This is a genomic window from Caulobacter sp. RHG1, assembly GCF_013181195.1.
GTDB lineage: Bacteria > Pseudomonadota > Alphaproteobacteria > Caulobacterales > Caulobacteraceae > Caulobacter.
In genome coordinates, this window is record NZ_SMZP01000004.1 from 604,040 (window position 1) to 620,023 (window position 15,984).

12 protein-coding genes and 1 tRNA gene are annotated in these 15,984 nt (G+C 58.0%); 11 read left to right on the forward strand and 2 right to left on the reverse strand.

Annotated elements, in window-relative coordinates; all coding sequences use genetic code 11:
• Positions 1-83: 83 nt before the first annotated feature.
• The 11 genes from E1H18_RS14215 (at position 84) to E1H18_RS14265 (ending at position 12,715) form a co-directional block, all read left to right on the forward strand.
• Positions 84-174, forward strand: a tRNA-Ser gene (locus E1H18_RS14215).
• Between the two features lie 206 nt (positions 175-380).
• Complete coding sequence (locus tag E1H18_RS14220; protein WP_241736004.1) at positions 381-1,604, forward strand: site-specific integrase; 1,224 nt, start codon at positions 381-383, stop codon at positions 1,602-1,604.
• Positions 1,605-1,997: 393 nt separating this feature from the next.
• Complete coding sequence (locus E1H18_RS14225; protein WP_172269471.1) at positions 1,998-2,651, forward strand: exopolysaccharide biosynthesis polyprenyl glycosylphosphotransferase; 654 nt, start codon at positions 1,998-2,000, stop codon at positions 2,649-2,651.
• 90 nt (positions 2,652-2,741) lie between these two features.
• Complete coding sequence (locus tag E1H18_RS14230) at positions 2,742-4,238, forward strand: phosphomannomutase/phosphoglucomutase (protein WP_172269473.1); 1,497 nt, start codon at positions 2,742-2,744, stop codon at positions 4,236-4,238.
• A 75-nt stretch (positions 4,239-4,313) separates the two neighbouring features.
• The gene (locus E1H18_RS14235; RefSeq protein WP_172269475.1) at positions 4,314-5,438 is read left to right on the forward strand and encodes a glycosyltransferase; all 1,125 of its coding nucleotides are present in this window, start codon (positions 4,314-4,316) and stop codon (positions 5,436-5,438) included.
• A 35-nt stretch (positions 5,439-5,473) separates the two neighbouring features.
• Complete coding sequence (locus E1H18_RS14240) at positions 5,474-6,625, forward strand: glycosyltransferase family 1 protein (RefSeq protein WP_172269477.1); 1,152 nt, start codon at positions 5,474-5,476, stop codon at positions 6,623-6,625.
• Positions 6,622-7,827 carry a glycosyltransferase family 4 protein gene (locus tag E1H18_RS14245; protein WP_172269479.1) on the forward strand — a complete coding sequence of 402 codons (1,206 nt, stop codon included), beginning with the start codon at positions 6,622-6,624 and terminating at the stop codon, positions 7,825-7,827. Before E1H18_RS14240 ends, E1H18_RS14245 begins: the two co-directional genes overlap by 4 nt.
• 3 nt (positions 7,828-7,830) lie before the next feature.
• Positions 7,831-8,898: a polysaccharide pyruvyl transferase family protein gene (locus E1H18_RS27320; protein WP_172269481.1), complete on the forward strand. Its 1,068-nt coding sequence runs from the start codon at positions 7,831-7,833 to the stop codon at positions 8,896-8,898.
• A gap of 3 nt (positions 8,899-8,901) precedes the next feature.
• On the forward strand, positions 8,902-10,380 hold the full coding sequence (locus tag E1H18_RS14255) for a DUF6418 domain-containing protein (RefSeq protein ID WP_172269483.1): 1,479 nt from the start codon (positions 8,902-8,904) through the stop codon (positions 10,378-10,380).
• Between the two features lie 12 nt (positions 10,381-10,392).
• On the forward strand, positions 10,393-11,484 hold the full coding sequence (locus E1H18_RS14260; protein WP_172269485.1) for an acyltransferase: 1,092 nt from the start codon (positions 10,393-10,395) through the stop codon (positions 11,482-11,484).
• Entirely contained in the window at positions 11,477-12,715 is a 1,239-nt protein-coding gene (locus tag E1H18_RS14265) for a hypothetical protein (RefSeq protein WP_172269487.1), read from the forward strand. Before E1H18_RS14260 ends, E1H18_RS14265 begins: the two co-directional genes overlap by 8 nt.
• 24 nt (positions 12,716-12,739) lie before the next feature.
• Here E1H18_RS14265 and E1H18_RS14270 read toward each other — a convergent pair whose 3' ends face one another.
• Entirely contained in the window at positions 12,740-14,398 is a 1,659-nt protein-coding gene (locus E1H18_RS14270; protein ID WP_172269489.1) for a DUF1800 family protein, read from the reverse strand.
• A 37-nt stretch (positions 14,399-14,435) separates the two neighbouring features.
• Positions 14,436-15,689, reverse strand: a complete 1,254-nt coding sequence (locus tag E1H18_RS14275) for a DUF1501 domain-containing protein (protein ID WP_172269491.1) — start codon at positions 15,687-15,689, stop codon at positions 14,436-14,438.
• Between the last annotated feature and the right edge of the window lie 295 nt (positions 15,690-15,984).

A 15,984-nucleotide genomic window follows, 5' to 3' on the forward strand; every position in this document is an offset into this window, starting at 1 on the left:
CACCCCGTTAACATCGCGATTTTCCGCAAAAGCGCCGTTGTCATGTTCCGACGAACAGGCTATCTGACCGCTCCCTCTCAGGAGGAGACGTGGCCGAGAGGCTGAAGGCACCGCTTTGCTAAAGCGGCATACCTCAAAAGGGTATCGAGGGTTCGAATCCCTCCGTCTCCGCCATCCCCGCTTTCCATCGTGATCCATTGGCGTCCGGCCGCGTCCGCGAGCCGTTGATTTATCACGGAAAACTCGCGTTTTCGTGTCTGGACGCGTCCATCCAGATCCGCCCCTATGATGAACAGCCGCGGGGGTCGGAGTGGGGGTCGGCCCCGCGTGGGTGAAAGTGTGGGTTAGCGATGGCCCGAGTTTACGAGCGACTCACCGCGATGACGGTTCGCCAGCTTCAGGGGGCAGGGCGCTACCCAGACGGTGGCGGCCTCTATCTGCAAATCACCCCGACCGGCGCGCGGTCCTGGATTTTCCGATATCGCGCGGCGGGCCGCGAACGTCAGATGGGTCTTGGCCCCTTGGAATTCGTCTCTCTGGCGGAAGCGCGCGAAAAGGCGAGGTCGGCGCGTCTGCAGCGCTATAATGGAGAGGACCCGCTTGGCGCGCGCATTGGGCGCCGGCCGAAGGTGGTCAGCGCGCCAAAGGGCGTCACCTTCCGAGAAGCAATGACCGCCTATATCGAGACCAACAAGGCCGCTTGGCGCAACGAGAAGCATATCCAGCAGTGGTCGAGCACGCTTGAGACCTATGCCGTCCCGCACTTCGGTCGGAAGGTGCTGGCCGATATCGAAACCGCGGACGTTCTCAATGCGCTTAAGCCCATCTGGCTGACGAAGTCGGAGACGGCTAGCCGTCTGCGCGGGCGTATCGAGGCCGTGCTCAACTGGGGCGCCGCGCAGGGTCACCGCCAGGGCGAGAACCCGGCGCGTTGGAAGGGTCACATCGAGATGATCCTGCCGGCCAAGTCCAAGGTGGCGAAGGTCAAGCACCACGCCGCGCTCGACTACAAGGAGATGCCGCGGTTCATGGCCTCCATGCGTTCGCAGGGCGGGGTGGGGGTCTTGGCGCTGCGGTTCGTGATCCTGACGGCCGCGCGCACCGGTGAGGTGATCGGCGCCGACTGGAGCGAGATCGATTTCGACAGCAAGGTCTGGACGGTGCCGGCCTCGCGGATGAAGGCCGGACGCGAGCATCGTGTGCCGCTCAGCGCGTCGGCGCTCGAAATTCTAGAGCGCCAGCGCCAGGCCTGGTTCGAGATCGAGGCGCGGCGTTACCGCAAGACGCTGAAGGACGGTGAAGCTGGTCCCATCGGGCCGGTGTTCTGGGGACAGTTGGCGGGCAAGGGTCTCAGCAACATGGCGTTGCTCGCCGTGCTCCGGCGCATGGGCCGCGATGATCTCACCAGCCACGGCTTTCGCAGTTCGTTCCGAGATTGGGCGGCCGAGGAAACCGAGTTTCAAAGCGAAGTGGTGGAGATGGCTCTTGCTCACACGATCGGCAACAAAGTCGAGGCCGCGTACCGTCGCGGGGATCTATTCGAAAAGCGTCGCGCACTCATGAGTCAATGGGCTGAAGCCTGTGAGCCTCAACAGCTCGGCTAGCCTAAAGGGCCTGCCCCGCGCGATGGTCCGGGTCCCCTTGGCGCACGGCCGCGTACGTCAATGAAATGCCAGCCTTAGATAATGATGCCGATTAATTAGATTATGCACGGCGGCTGACGAGTTGTTGACGCCAAGTCTCACTGGATGGCGCGTGCATTTTGTCACAATTGGCGGACTAAAAGGAAGGTTTTTAGACTTAACAGTTTCGCCCGCCATGCGTGTGGGCGCCTGCCAATAGGGCTCCGGATGTCGCCAGATCGCGCAAAAAACATCCGGTGGCGAAAAAAGGTTAGTTAACAACCCTCGCGAGCGGTTGTCCCTCGGGCCTCGATTTAGTAAAGGCTTTCTAAATCATCGGGCAAAGACCCGAACTCAGAGACTGGTGGGGACCACGTGCTGATCGTATCAAATCCGACAGCGGAACAGCTATCGCACGCCGTGCAGGCGTCTCCGGTCGCGAAGGATCCGCTTAAGCGAGCGATGGACATTCTGGTGGCGGGCGGCGCTTTGCTCTTCTTCGCGCCGCTACTCGCGCTCGTCTCCGTCCTGATCAAGCTGGAGTCGCCGGGGCCGGTGCTCTTCCGTCAGTCGCGGGGCGGCCTGAACGGGCAGGCCTTCACGATCTTCAAGTTCCGCTCGATGCGGTGCCAGGAGAATGGCTCAAAGGTCATCCAGGCCAAGCGCGACGACGATCGCATCACGGCGATCGGCCGGATCATCCGCAAGACCAGCATCGATGAGCTGCCGCAGCTGCTGAACGTCCTGCGCGGCGACATGTCGATCGTGGGCCCGCGTCCCCACGCCCTGGCGCACGACGAGCACTACGGCGCCCAGATCGCCAACTACCACCTGCGCTTCCGCGCCCGTCCCGGCCTGACCGGCCTCGCCCAAATCAAGGGCCTGCGCGGCGGCACCACCGAGGTGGAAGCCATGGCCGCCCGCATCGACGCGGACAACGAATATATCGAGCGCTGGACGCTGAGCGGCGACATCAAGATTCTTCTGATGACCGTGCCGCACCTCCTGATGGCCGAGAACGCTTACTAGTCGCTTTCCGCTGTTTTCTCGTTGTGTTGAGCCGGGGCGGCCGTCCCGGCTCGCTTTCCGCGCGTCTTTCCAACTGAAGCGAGCTTCTTGATGTTCTCCGCGCCGCGCGCCGATCTCGTTCCCAATACCGCCGCCTATGAAAACGAGTCGCTGGTCAAGGCGACGGGCTTTCGCGAGTACGACGCGCGCTGGCTGTTCGGGCCCGAGATCAACCTCTTGGGCATTCAAGCGCTTGGCCTGGGCCTAGGGACCTATATCCACGAGCTGGGCCAATCGAAGATCGTGGTCGGCCACGACTTCCGCTCGTACTCGTCGTCGATCAAGAACGCCCTGATCCTGGGTTTGATCAGCGCCGGCTGCGAGGTGCACGATATCGGCCTGGCGCTCTCGCCCACGGCCTATTTCGCCCAGTTCGACCTCGACATTCCGTGCGTGGCCATGGTCACGGCCAGCCATAACGAGAACGGCTGGACCGGCGTGAAGATGGGCGCGCAAAAGCCGCTGACCTTCGGCCCCGACGAGATGGGTCGGCTGAAAGACATCGTGCTGAACGCCAAGTTCGTCGAGCGCGACGGCGGCAAGCTGGTCCGCGTGCAGGGCGAGGCCCAGCGCTATATCGACGACGTCGCCAAGCGCGCCAGCCTGAAGCGCCCGCTGAAGGTGATCGCCGCCTGCGGCAACGGCACGGCTGGCGCCTTCGTGGTCGAGGCCCTGAAGAAGATGGGCGTGGCCGAGGTGATCCCGATGGACACCGACCTCGACTACACCTTCCCCAAGTACAATCCGAACCCGGAAGACCACGAGATGCTGCACGAGATGGCGAAAGCCGTCCGTGAGCACGGCGCGGATATCGCGCTCGGCTTCGACGGCGACGGCGACCGCTGCGGCGTGGTCGACGACGAGGGCGAGGAGATCTTCGCCGATAAGATCGGCCTGATGCTGGCCCGCGACCTCGCGCCGCTGCATCCGGGCGCGACCTTCGTGGTCGACGTCAAGTCGACCGGCCTCTACGCCACCGACGAGATCCTGGCCAAGCATGGCTGCACGACGCTCTACTGGAAGACCGGCCACAGCTACATCAAGCGCAAGAGCGCCGAGCTGGGCGCCCTGGCCGGCTTCGAGAAGAGCGGCCACTTCTTCATGAACGGCGAGCTGGGCCGCGGCTATGACGACGGCCTGGTCGCCGCCGCCGCCATCCTGTCGATGCTGGACCGCAACCCCGGCAAGAAGCTCAGCGAGCTGAAGAAGGCGCTGCCGGTGGCCTTCACCTCGCTGACCATGAGCCCCCACTGCGACGACGAGAAGAAGTACGGCGTCGTCGCCGACGTGGTGAAGGAATACGAGGACCTGTTCGCCGCCGGCGGCTCGATCCTGGGCCGCAAGATCACCGAGGTGATCACGGTCAACGGCGTGCGGGTGCACCTGGAGGATGGCTCGTGGGTGCTGGTCCGCGCCTCGTCGAACAAGCCCGAGATCGTCGTGGTGGTCGAAAGCACCCAGTCCGAGGACGACATGCGCGCCCTCTTCCGCCAAGAGGTCAAGCCGCGCCTGGGCGACCGGGTCGGTAAGTACAATCAGGAGATCTGATCGTAACCTGCTTTCATTGAGCAGTTTATGATGAATTTTTGTTCGCTTAAAGTTCTGAGTCGAGGGGGCGCGGTGATGTCGTTAAAGATCACCACAATTGGAAAGTACTACTTTCCTTTTGAGGGGGGTATCGAGGCAATCACAAAGTCAGTTTGTGATAATATGGCGGCCAAGCACGACGTAAGAGTTATCGCTTTTGACCATGGCGTTGGGGCCGAGGCGGTGATTATAAATGGCGTTGATGTTCGGCGTTGTGCCACTATAGCCACCATAAAGTCTCAGCCTATAAGTATAAGTGCTGTTTTCAGGATAATATTTTCCAAGGAAGATGTTTTGCATCTTCACTCCCCGAACTTCGTCGCTTCAATGGCTGTTTTTCTGAAGCACAAGATTTTCGGCAAGCGGGGTAGGTTTGTTATTACGCACCACATGGATGTGTTTGGAAGGCCTATATTTAGACGGATTGGGATGTTCTTTTACAAGGACAACCTGCGCCGATCTGACGCTGTGATTGTCACCTCGATGAAGAATGCGGAGATATCGAAAGATATTCCGGTTCCGGTGAATTTTCGCGTGGTGCCGCTAGGTATCGACCTTGAGCATTATCAGCTCGACGAGATTGCGCGGGCGCGCGCAGCGAACTGGCGTTCTTCTCTCTCTGGTAATGCCCCTTTGGTCGGGTTTGTCGGGCGTCACGCGCGCTATAAGGGGCTCGACGTTCTTATGCGTTCGGCAGCTCGCATGCCTGGCGTTCATTTCGTTGTCGCGGGCGACGGCCCCAAGCGGGCTGAAGCTGAAAGCCTTGCGCGTGAGCTCGGGATCGAGGAGCGCGTCCATTTCCTGGGCAAGATCGATCATCAGAAGAAGATCGAGTTGTTATCAGTTCTAGATGTATTTGCTTTCCCCTCTACCGAAACTACTGAGGCGTTCGGCATATCTCAAGTGGAAGCGATGGCGATGGGAGTACCGGTCGTCGCGAGCGATCTTCCTACGGGCGTCACAGACGTGGCGCAAAACAACGTCAACGCGCTCGTTGTGCCGCCTTCCGACGAGGTGGCGCTTGCTCAAGCGCTCTCGACGATTATCGAAAACCGCGATCTGCGCGACAGGCTTGGGGAAGCCGCAAAAGCGTTCGTGTATTCGAACCTTTCGCTAGTGAAGACGGTCGAAGAGACCGCAAGGGTCGTGGAAGGGAATTAATTCCCGTGAATTATTGAGCGGATATTTCTGCCCACATGAATAAGGTTCTTATAAACGGCCGCTTCCTAGGCAAGAAGGTAACTGGCGTCCAGCGGTTTGGGCGCGAGGTCCTGCGTGCATTGGATCAACGCGTTCTCCAAGACGACCTACCGGACGCCCTGAAAGGCGTGAACTTCGAGGTTGTCGTTCCTTCCGGCGAGGCTTCGAAGCTCGATTACTCGGCTCTCTCAGTAAAAGAGCTCCCTTGGGGGAGTGGCCATTTTTGGGAGCAGGGGCCGTTGGCTTGGTACGACAGGGGGGCGGCTCTTGTCAGCCTGTGCAATGCCGGGCCGCTGTTCCGGAAGCGCCATTTGGCTGTCGTGCATGACGCGGCCGTCTTTAGGATGCCTGGTTCCTATGGCTGGAAGTATAGGAGCTTCCATAAGCTAATCGGGCATGCGCTCTCGCGAACCGCTAAGCTCGCAACGGTTTCGGAGTTTTCCCGACAGGAGCTGTCTCATTTTCTCAATGTTCGCGCAGACCATATTTCCGTGCTTGGGAATAGCGCTGATCATTTCCGCGAAAAGCAGCCGAGCTTCGACGCGATTGACAGAATGTCGTTGGGCGACAAGCGCTTCTTCCTTATCATCGGGTCTGAGAACAAGAGTAAAAACATATCGCTCGTTCGCGAAGCGGTCGCTCTCAGGCCGGATGATGACTGGCTGGTGGTGGTTGTCGGCGGCAAGGATAGCGCCGTGTTCCGCTCCGACGCGCGAATTGCCTCGGATCGGTTCGTATATCCCGGCCGGCTCACGGACGAGGAAATCGCGGGTCTAGCTCAAAGGGCTTTGGCCCTCATATTTCCCAGCCTGTACGAAGGATTTGGGATACCCCCGCTCGAGGCTATGACGCTCGGCTGTCCGGTCGCGGCGTCCAATATCGCTCCCTGTAGAGAGGTATGTGGCGAAGCTGCGCTATATTTCGACCCGCATGATCCCGCGAGCCTGGCGAAAATCATGACGGAAATCGCTGATGGTGCTTATGACCGGCAGTCGATGATTGAGGCGGGTCTTCAGCAAAGCTTGAAGTTCACCTGGAGCGGCGTCGTCGACGGCCTGCTGAATATTCTATCTCGCGAGATCGAGGGGGGCGCGGCTATCGCGTCTAGCCAGCATCCCAAATCGCCATATTCGGGGCCTAAGGGATGAATATCGTTCACATCACCAGCGCGTTTCGGCCCTATGCCGTGGGCGGGGCCGAAGTCGTTGTAACCAACCTGGCGCAACGACAAGCTCAAGACGGCCACTCTGTTTCTATCCTTCATCTCTCGCCGGACGAGAGGGAGCCATATGCGGAAGGTTCGGTCGCGATCTATCCGATCCGCCCGCCTTACTTGGTCGACATCGGCGACCATGCCGCCAGCCCCGCCCTTGTCCGAAAGTTGAATAAAATTCAAATCCCAATAAATGGCTTAGCGGTGCAAAAAATATCGAGCATCATAAAGTCTATCGAGCCCGGTATCGTCCACACTCATTCTTTGCCTGACATATCAACTTTTATCTGGCCTGCAGCTAAAAGCGCTGGCGCCCGCGTTGTTCACACGCTTCATGACTATGATCTTTTATGCGGACGGGCCACCTTGTTCAAAGGTGGGAACTGCGAGCGTATCCATAGCGACTGCAAAGTTCACGCTTACCTCAAAAGGCTGCCCTTGAATGCCGTGGATCGTTTCGTCTCGATCTCGCAAAAGGTCATAGACAAGCACCTGGAGCACCACGCGCTGGGTGAGCGCGAACTGAGCAGAACCTCCGTCATCTGGAATGGCTCGCCTGAGCATGATGCGTCGGGCGGGCTTCGAGGGCCGCGGGCCGGGCGTCCTTTGACCTTCGGCTTTATTGGCCGCCTTGTGCCGGAGAAGGGGGTCGGATTTTTGATTGAGGCCTGCAGGGCGCTGCCGACGAGCGGCTGGTCGCTCAAGATCGCTGGCAAGGCTCCTGTCAGCGATAAGGATTTTCGTGAGGCGGCCGAAGGGTTGCCGATCGAGTTCGTCGGCTGGAGGGACAGCCAGCAGTTCCTTGACGAAGTTGATGTTTTGATTGTGCCTTCGCTGTGGGACGAGCCCTTTGGGTTGACTGTGATCGAAGGTGTTCGGGCAGGAATACCGGTTATTGGCAGTAATCGGGGCGCTATACCCGAGATACTTTCGGACATCTATCCTGACCTTATATTTGACGCCGAAGCTCCCGAAACATTGACAAGCCTCTTGCTTGATTTTATCCGGGGTAGAAGTTTCGAGCTGGGCGATGATCTGGTTCGAGACTTTTCCAAAAAAGTTAGTATCGAGGGCATGGTTTCGTCTTATTACGAAGTGTACAATTCGGTTGCTTCGTCCAATTCGCCTGGAGTTTGAGTTGTGAGCGGCATTTTCTATTCCCGAGCGCGCTTCTTGAACTTTGGGGATGATCTGAATATTTGGTTGTGGCCCAGGGTTGTTCCCCAGTTCTTCGAGCGTGCAGAGGACTATCTGCTTATCGGTACGGGCACGATTATCAGTGATAAGGTGCCGGCCGCAAGCCGGCGGTACGTCATGGGGTCGGGCGCGGGCTATGGCGCCGTGCCGCGTGATCTCGCCGGCGGCTCTTGGCGTTTCATGTTCGTGCGCGGGCCGCTGACAGCCAAGGTGCTGGAGCTTCCAGCGGAGGCGGCTGTCACGGATGGCGCCATGCTATTGCCGCAGTACCTTCCGCCCTCTGACTTGTCGGGCCCGCGCACGGGAGTGGTTTTCATTCCGCACTGGAAGAGCGCGCTTCAGGGTGAATGGGCCGAGGTCTGCCAGATGGCGGGCGTCAGCTACGTGTCACCGATGCAGCCGCTCGAAAAGGTCATGAGCGCGATCGTGAACGCGAGCCTGGTTCTGACGGAGTCAATGCACGGGGCCATCCTGGCGGATGCCTACCGCGTTCCATGGATTCCGCTGAGGACGACGCCTGAGGTCAATGACTTCAAGTGGACGGACTGGTGCGCTTCGGTCGGCCTTACCTATCGACCAGAGTACATTCCGCCGAGCGGACTTTGGGATCAGCGCAGGGCGGCCGCGCACAGGATCGAAAGCCATGAAACGTTTTCGAGCTCGGTGCGAAATGGCTCCGAGATCGCGGAAGACGATCTGCAGAAAGAGCTCGTGGCCACTTTCAACGGACGTTACGGCCTGGGCGCCGCCCAAGCGACGCCCAGCCGCTCTGGCGGGCTTGTCGCGAAGCTGGCGTCGGACGCCAAAGAGCGTCTGGCGAGGAAGTTGGTCGATCTCACCAAGATTAAAGGCGCTCAGTACGAGAAAGATCGGCGATTGAAGGAGGCGGCGGCGATTGCGATGATCGTCGCGTCGCGCAAGGTGCCGTTCCTGAGCTCCGAATTCGTTCTGAACGACCGAGTTGGTCAGATGCGGGAGCGGGCGCAAAGGTTGCTAGGTGAGCTGATTTAGACGATGGGTGACGCGGTATATCAGCACGGTTCTACTCGCGGCTTGGCGGGAGCTGTGAGGCAGCATGTGCAGATGTTGGGCTTCTTTGGCCTTTCAGCATTATCGTTGGCCGCGTTTGTGGTGTCGCTTGTTGCGCCCAGCATTGTGATTGACTTGTTTTGTTGCGCCCTGTTCGCGCTATTAGTGGGTTGGGTTTATCAGACCAGCAAGTTGAGCTTTGTTCTCTTGCTCCCCATTCTCATGTATAGGATTTCAAGCTTCGCTTCCTTGGTAATTATCTCGTCCGGGGCCAAGATCCCAGAAATTGGGCGGGTGGGCGAAGAGAGTTCGGCTTGCCCGTCCTACTTGCTCATGACGATCATGTTCTTTGGGCTGATCGTGACCTTCATCGAGTTTCTCGGGCAGAAATTCTTCAAGCGTTCGTACGACAATTTCTACTCGAAGTTAGATCTGAAGCTTTCTTTGAGCCCGATCGCGATCGGCGTGGTGTTGGCTCTTATCGCGATCCAAGTACTCATTCTGTTCGCGTATGGCGCTTTGAATGGGTTCCCGCTGATCACGCGCACTGACCGCTTTCTTTACCGTATGATGAGCGGTAACGCGCTTTACGTGTTTGTACTGAACTTCAAGCTTATTACAGCGCTGATGTTCGGCATGGCGGTCATATCTGTTCGAGCCAAAGAAGCTCGGTTTTTGCTGATAGCTTCATATGTCGTTCTTGTGTTTTTCTACATATTGTTCGGCGAAAAATTCAACCAGCTCCTGCTTATTACCTTTACGTCCGCGATCCCCGTCCTGTTGTTCAATGCCAAGTCGCTAGGCAAGCTGATCGCTCGCTTCGCGCCGATCGCGCTGTCGGTGTCCGTACTGTCGCTGTTTCTGGTGTTCTTCATCTATTCCGACTACGGGCGGATGAATTTAGCAGCGACCTCCGAGCGCGTGTTTGGGCGAATGGCTCAGCAGTCCCAGTTGTGGTACATCGTCAATCTTCAGGACATCAAACTGTTCAAGTTTGATGATCGTTACTTTTCCGACCTGCTCCATACGATGACATCGTTCGGGGCGGACCAGATTTTCTTCCAGCGCCAAATGGGCGCGTTCTATTTCATCTATAAATACTCGCCCTCGAATATCTCAAATTCGATCGCGCTCATGCAGGGTGCGGTTCAATTTACGCAGGTGAGTGAGGCGTTATTTCTAGATATTTTTGGCGTTAGTGGGCTAGTATTTTATCTTATTCTCTCATCATTTCTTTACAGCGGCTTTGTGCTTTTCTTGGTGAGTGCGATATTCAGTGGCTCGCTTTTGCGAGTGGCGCTGTGGGCTGTCTATATGTCTGGCGTGCTTGCGATGCTCAACCAGGGTGCCATTCACCAGGCCGTCGGTCTTGGACTGCCGCGATATGCGATTCTAGCGCTGCTTATTGAGTTTGGCATGCGGTGGCTGGCCGGCCAGAGCGCACGCTACCGAACAGCTGCCTGATAAGGTTGGGGCATGGATAAGCGTATCGAGGTTCTAGACGGGCTGCGCGGCGTCGCCGTTCTGCTCGTGGTAATTCAACACGTCCTGGAGTTCTTCCCGATAATTGAATCGGCCCCTGCGGATCCATTGAGCTTTGTTCTGCAGAACTATCTTAATCTGGGCCGCCTCGGCGTAATCATCTTTTTTCTTATTAGTGGCTACCTGATACCGTTCACCTTGAGGGACGGCGCTAATGGCATGAGTGCGTTCTGGGTGAGCAGGTTTTTCCGGCTTTATCCGCTTTATTGGTGTTCGCTAGGGCTAGCTGTCGCCGTTTTCTATTTTATTCCTGTCAGAGAGCCTGCAAGTGCCCGCGACGCTGTTTTGAACTTGTCCATGTTCCAGCTAGCGCTGGGCGCTCGTAACGTGCTGGAGCCTTATTGGACCCTTTTCGTCGAGCTCTTGTTTTATGCGATCTGTGCGGGAGCGTTTTTGGTGCGGTTGAATAAAAAGCACCAGCCCGTATTGTTTGTTGTAATATTTTCTGCCGTAATCGTGTCTCTGACTTTGCCCGTATTTCTGTTCTCCAGGTCTCCTGGTGGAGCGATGTACAATCTTTCGACTTTCGCCTCGTATTTGATGATCATGTTTGCTGGCATGTTCATACGAATGGATGAGATGGAAAAGTACAGAGGGCGATATTCAATTATTATAGTTGCGGCTATCGCGATCGCGATGGCTGCCTACACCTGGTTGCGCCTACAAGGGGATTTCAACAAGCTTCTCTCGCCGGCGTCCGTGTTGATATCTACATCGCTAGGGCTGTTGATTTTCCTATTCCGGCGCAAATTAGCTCCCCTCTTGTCGTCTCGTATCTTGGTGTCGGTGGGAGTCGTGAGCTACGGGATTTATCTCTTTCACCCGATCGTCTTGCACGTCGCGGCTAAAACGCTGCCACACGGAGGCGGGGTCGCGCAGTTTGTGATCTTCATTGCGGTTGTGCTCGTCGGCACCTTTGTCGTGTCCGAGTTGGGCTATCGTGCAGTTGAGAAGCCGGCGATTGCGCTAGGTCAGCGGTTGCGCCGGCGACTTCTCGAGAGCAGGGCCTTGGTTCAGGGTGGTTAAGCTTCCGGCAGCGTCCGCCCATCATCGCCTGGGCTTCAATCTGGCGCTTAGCAACGTTCTTTCCGCAGGGGTGACCTTCGCGGGAACGATGGTGCTCGCGGCGATATTTGGTGTCGCCGAGATGGGGGCCCTTGGGGTCGTTGTCTCCGCCACGATGATCTTGTCGCCGCTCGTGCAGTTCCGCTTGGACCTGGCCTTCGAGCGCTTCGGCCACCATCTGCACCGCGGGCTGGTTGCGACGGTCCATTGCTGGGCCGCGCTCGTCGCCGGTGTCGGGGCGCTTTTGGGCCTGTTGCTGGTCGCCTTCGCCCAGACGCCGGTCAGCATCGTGGGATTCACCGCGCTGAACCTCTTTCTGGCGAATTGCTCCAACATCACCTGGGCGGAGAAGGTGGGGCGTCGCGACACTCGCGCGGTTTTCACGCTGCAGTTCGTCCGCGCCATTGTCGGGGTGGCGGCGCCGATAACGCTGCATACCTTCCTGGAGGCCCGGCTCGCCCTGCTACTGGGGCTGTGCCTGTCCAACTGCATCTTCCTGTTTTTTCTGCCGAAGATCAGTTTTTACGGCCTGAAGCGCATCCGGGTCGTCTTCCGGGCCCTTTCTGGCCGGGGGCGAGATCTCCTCTGGGACAATACGTTCCCTGTCATGGTGAACATGGCGTCCGTCTATATCGCGCCCATTGTCGTTTCCTCGGTCTTTGGCCTGAAGGAGGCGGGGGTCATCTACCTCATCTTCAGGCTCGTGTTGACGCCTGCCCAATTGCTAGCCGATCCCATCCGGCGATCCACATATGCGTCCATCCCGACCGAGAGCAATCTCACGGCAGACAAGCTGAGGGGGCTCCGGCGGTTCTCCGTAGGCTTCCTGGCGGCTGGGCTTGTCGGGTTCGTCCTAGCGGGCTTGGTTCGGCAAAGGTTCCTGGAATTCTTCCCGGCTTATGCCGATACCTATTTTCTGCTCGCCGGCGCCGCGGTCTGGGGTGGGCTGGTCATCGGCAATGCGCCGTTGACGGGTCTCGTACCCGTGCTGCGCATCGCAAAAATGCAGTCCATCGTTGAATTGGCCGGTCTGGCTTGGCGTCTGGGTTCCCTGAGCCTGGGCCTGCTCGGCGCCTCATTCCAATTTTGCCTCGCGATTTTCATCGCCGGCACGATTGTCCTCAATCTTGGCTGGGGGGCGCTGATCTACCGGATCTGTGTCCGGCGCGCGAACATCCCGGCGTCGCCTTAACGAGCGGCGCAGGGGGATGGCTGTCTATCGGTCCACCTGGAACATCGGTGAAGTGAAGACGATATAGAGCGCGGTCTGGGCGCGCAGGCGCCTCTGGATGGCTGGGTCTGGCCGCTTCGTGGCGTTGATGGCCTTGGAGAGCGCCGTCCGTTGGGCGGGGGTCATCGCGCCGTTGAGAAGTACAAGGTCCACGCGGTCTACCAACTTTCTGGTGTCCGCGGCGGCGCTGCTCCACGTCGACCAGTCGATCTTCGTCCCGGTGGATCCGGGAATGGTCGCTTGCTTCTGAAACTCGCTGCGCTTGAGGCTGCTGCCGAGTGTCCAGTCGATCGCGAGATTGTGCCTCGCTATGAGCGTGGAGGTGTTCATCAGCTGCGAGGGCGGGCTGACCAAGCCCCTCGATTGAGCGAGTGGGAAGCTGGCGGAATAGAAATTGAACACCGATGGCGCGCGAAACGCGGGCTGCCCCAAGGCATTTTCCCGATAATAGAGGGCTAAGCCGTCCCCCTTCATGTCGATCGCGCGCGCGATGCTGGTCATGTAGAGTATGGGCTCTTTGACCTTGCCTCCGGTCGGGCGGACATTTCTTGCTTCTTCGTCGAGCAAAATGGCGCGGACCACGGCCTTGAGGTCGCCTCGAACGCCTGAGCCGTTATCGGAGAAGACGGCCGAGACTCGTCCGACGTATTCTTTTGAAGGGTTGGACGTGACCAGCTGCTGAATGAGGCGCTTCGATATAAACGGCGGGGTGCTTGGATTGTAGAACGTCGCGTCTATGAGAGCTCGTATATTGTCTTCTTGCGAGGCTCCGGCCGGAATTGTCTTTCCAAGAAACGACTTTTCGCCAGTGTCGAAGCGGTCAGCAACTTTAATCATCGGGCGCGTATAATCGCGCTTAGCCCAGTTCGAAATTGGGGCGTTATCCAGTCGCGCAGGCGTCCAGCCCGTTAAAGCGCGCGCCATTTCTCTGATGTCCGTCGGGCCATAGTTTGCGATTGTATCGCCTTTATCGTCCAAAAGGGGGCCGCCTTGGGGATCGAGTTTAATAGTTCCCATTGTGAACAACTGCGCAATTTCCCTGGCGTAGTTTTCATTCGGGGATGTTTTTGTGCTGTCCGATACATTCAAGTAGTCGCCCATGTACGGATTAAGGGTGACGTCTAAAAGAATGTCTCGGTAGTTGCCGAAGGCATTATCCAGAAGAATCTGGTTGTATGCCGCTAGCCCCGCGCTTGAATGAACGCCCTGGTCTGATGTGACCAATATCTGGGAGAGCGCAAAGGCGACGCGCTGGCGAAGTTGATCCTTATTTTCTATCGCGTTTGAATAGAATCTCATCGCTACTGGAAGCGAGCTCGAATACATGTTCCAGCACGCGGTGCGGTCTGTCCCTGATTTTCCGTCGCAATAATTCGCGGCTACTGGGTATCTGGCCAGGTCGCTATATTTACTATTTTTGTATTCAAATTGACTCTCTATCCAACTTTCAGCGCTTCCTGAAGATACAATTTCTCTGATCAAATCTGGTGTGGGCCCGAAGGTGGCCTGCTTTGCAAGGCGCGCCGCCTGGATACTACTGATCGTGGGGGGGGCACCTTGGGGCGAAGGGCGGGCGTGCTCGGTCGCGCCAGCCGAGATGGCTCCGCTCAACGCGATACCGGAGGCTAGGAGAAGGATACGCATGCTGTTTCCGGGAGGGGCGATGGATGCGGTGGAGCGATCATGTGGCCTTAAAGAGGGGGACAGGGCCGCGTCCGCCACCGTTCCAGGTCGACCAGTTGGGGAAGACGTAGGGAAGGTCCGCGGCGCTGACGCCGTACCACTTGGCTATTGCGCCAATATATTCCTCGGCGGCGATGGAGGGTATCCAGCGGCCGTCGCTCGAGGCGTCTTCGGGGCCGCCGAAGGTCGTGTCGGGGTAGCGGCCGTGGATCCTGCCCCCCTGGAGTGAGCCGCCAAGCACGAGATGATTGGATCCCCAGCCATGATCAGTGCCGCCGTTGGCGTTGCCCTTAAATACCCGACCGAAGTCCGACATGGTAAAGGCGGTGACGCTATCTCTTAATCTCAGAAATTTTATAGCATTGTAGAATCCAGATAGTGCGTTCGCTAGATCGGTATAAAGTTCATTTTCAGTGTTTATTTGATTTGTGTGAGTGTCGTACCCAGTTTGGCTGACGAAGAAGGTCTGCTTGGCGTGCGCCAATGCAGAATGCGCCTCGATCATGCGTGCTACGCGCATAAGCTGGTGAGCTATGTCGGTGTTAAGGGGCGCTCCGGTCGTCGGGTGAACAAAATGCTTGTCCACTGCCGAGTCTGTTGAGCCGATAATGTTGTTGGCTTCTACGGCTTGGGCATAGGCCGAGCTTACGGCCCTGCTCGTGAGGCTTGTGATCGCGCCATACGACGACACGTCGGCAAAGGTCGCAATCGCAGCTTGCCTTGCTTTTATTCCCGCGTCATGGCTGGACGGGTCGTAGCCATAGCGCACCATCGGGCCTGATGAAGGCAAGATCAGGGGGGCGGAGCGATCCCCGATCAGGGCCAGCTGCGAACCGGCGACCGAGATCAGAGAGGGAAGTCTGGTGGCCTTGGCCTGGTCGTTTATGCGACCCATGAAGCCATCTCGACTCGTGGCGCGAGGGCGTAGGCCTTGCCACTGGTTCTGCTGGTCCTCGTGCGACATCAGGTTCACGGGCCGCAAGTCCGGGCGGTTGGTGTATAGGGCCTTCGTAAGCGGGGTCACAAGGGGCCCGGTGTTTAGGACGACGCTCAGCGCGCCTTCGTCCCATGCGGTTTTCAGGGGAGCCATCGCCGCATGCAGAGCGAAGGTAGTGCCTGCTAAGGGCATGAGACTGCTCTGAGCCAGAGCGATGCTCGATCCGCGCTGCTTGGCATAGTCGGCGTAGCGGCCGTCATTGGGAACGACCATGTTCCAGGCGTCATTGCCCCCAAAGAGGAAAATTCCGACCATGGCGCGGTAGCCGCCCGTGTCCGCTGCAAGGGCGCTTGAAAGGCCTAATTGGCCTAGCGCCGAGGTGGCCGAGCTAGCCGCGACTAAACGTAATATTGTCCGGCGAGATACTGACATGGCGCACTAACGTTTCGACTGGTCCGTGATTAACGCGCAATCGTTTTTTATGGGCGATCGCGATCTGTGATGTGAATGATGGATCCGCATTAGCGGCTATGGGGCGATTATGATTAAGTCATCTAAGCATGGCGGTTCTGTGGTTTGCCGCCTACGTTATTTCGCGGGTGTGCAGGTG

Bases quoted from the DNA above. Each gene is read 5' to 3' on its own strand.
- E1H18_RS14235 (WP_172269475.1), top strand. From the start codon at position 4,314: ATGTCGTTAAAGATCACCACAATTGGAAAGTACTACTTTCCTTTTGAG.
- E1H18_RS14220 (WP_241736004.1), top strand. From the start codon at position 381: ATGACGGTTCGCCAGCTTCAGGGGGCAGGGCGCTACCCAGACGGTGGC.
- E1H18_RS14245 (WP_172269479.1), top strand. From the start codon at position 6,622: ATGAATATCGTTCACATCACCAGCGCGTTTCGGCCCTATGCCGTGGGC.
- E1H18_RS14230 (WP_172269473.1), top strand. From the start codon at position 2,742: ATGTTCTCCGCGCCGCGCGCCGATCTCGTTCCCAATACCGCCGCCTAT.
- E1H18_RS14240 (WP_172269477.1), top strand. From the start codon at position 5,474: ATGAATAAGGTTCTTATAAACGGCCGCTTCCTAGGCAAGAAGGTAACT.
- E1H18_RS14255 (WP_172269483.1), top strand. From the start codon at position 8,902: ATGGGTGACGCGGTATATCAGCACGGTTCTACTCGCGGCTTGGCGGGA.
- E1H18_RS14260 (WP_172269485.1), top strand. From the start codon at position 10,393: ATGGATAAGCGTATCGAGGTTCTAGACGGGCTGCGCGGCGTCGCCGTT.
- E1H18_RS14275 (WP_172269491.1), bottom strand. From the start codon at position 15,689: ATGGTCGGAATTTTCCTCTTTGGGGGCAATGACGCCTGGAACATGGTC.
- E1H18_RS14270 (WP_172269489.1), bottom strand. From the start codon at position 14,398: ATGCGTATCCTTCTCCTAGCCTCCGGTATCGCGTTGAGCGGAGCCATC.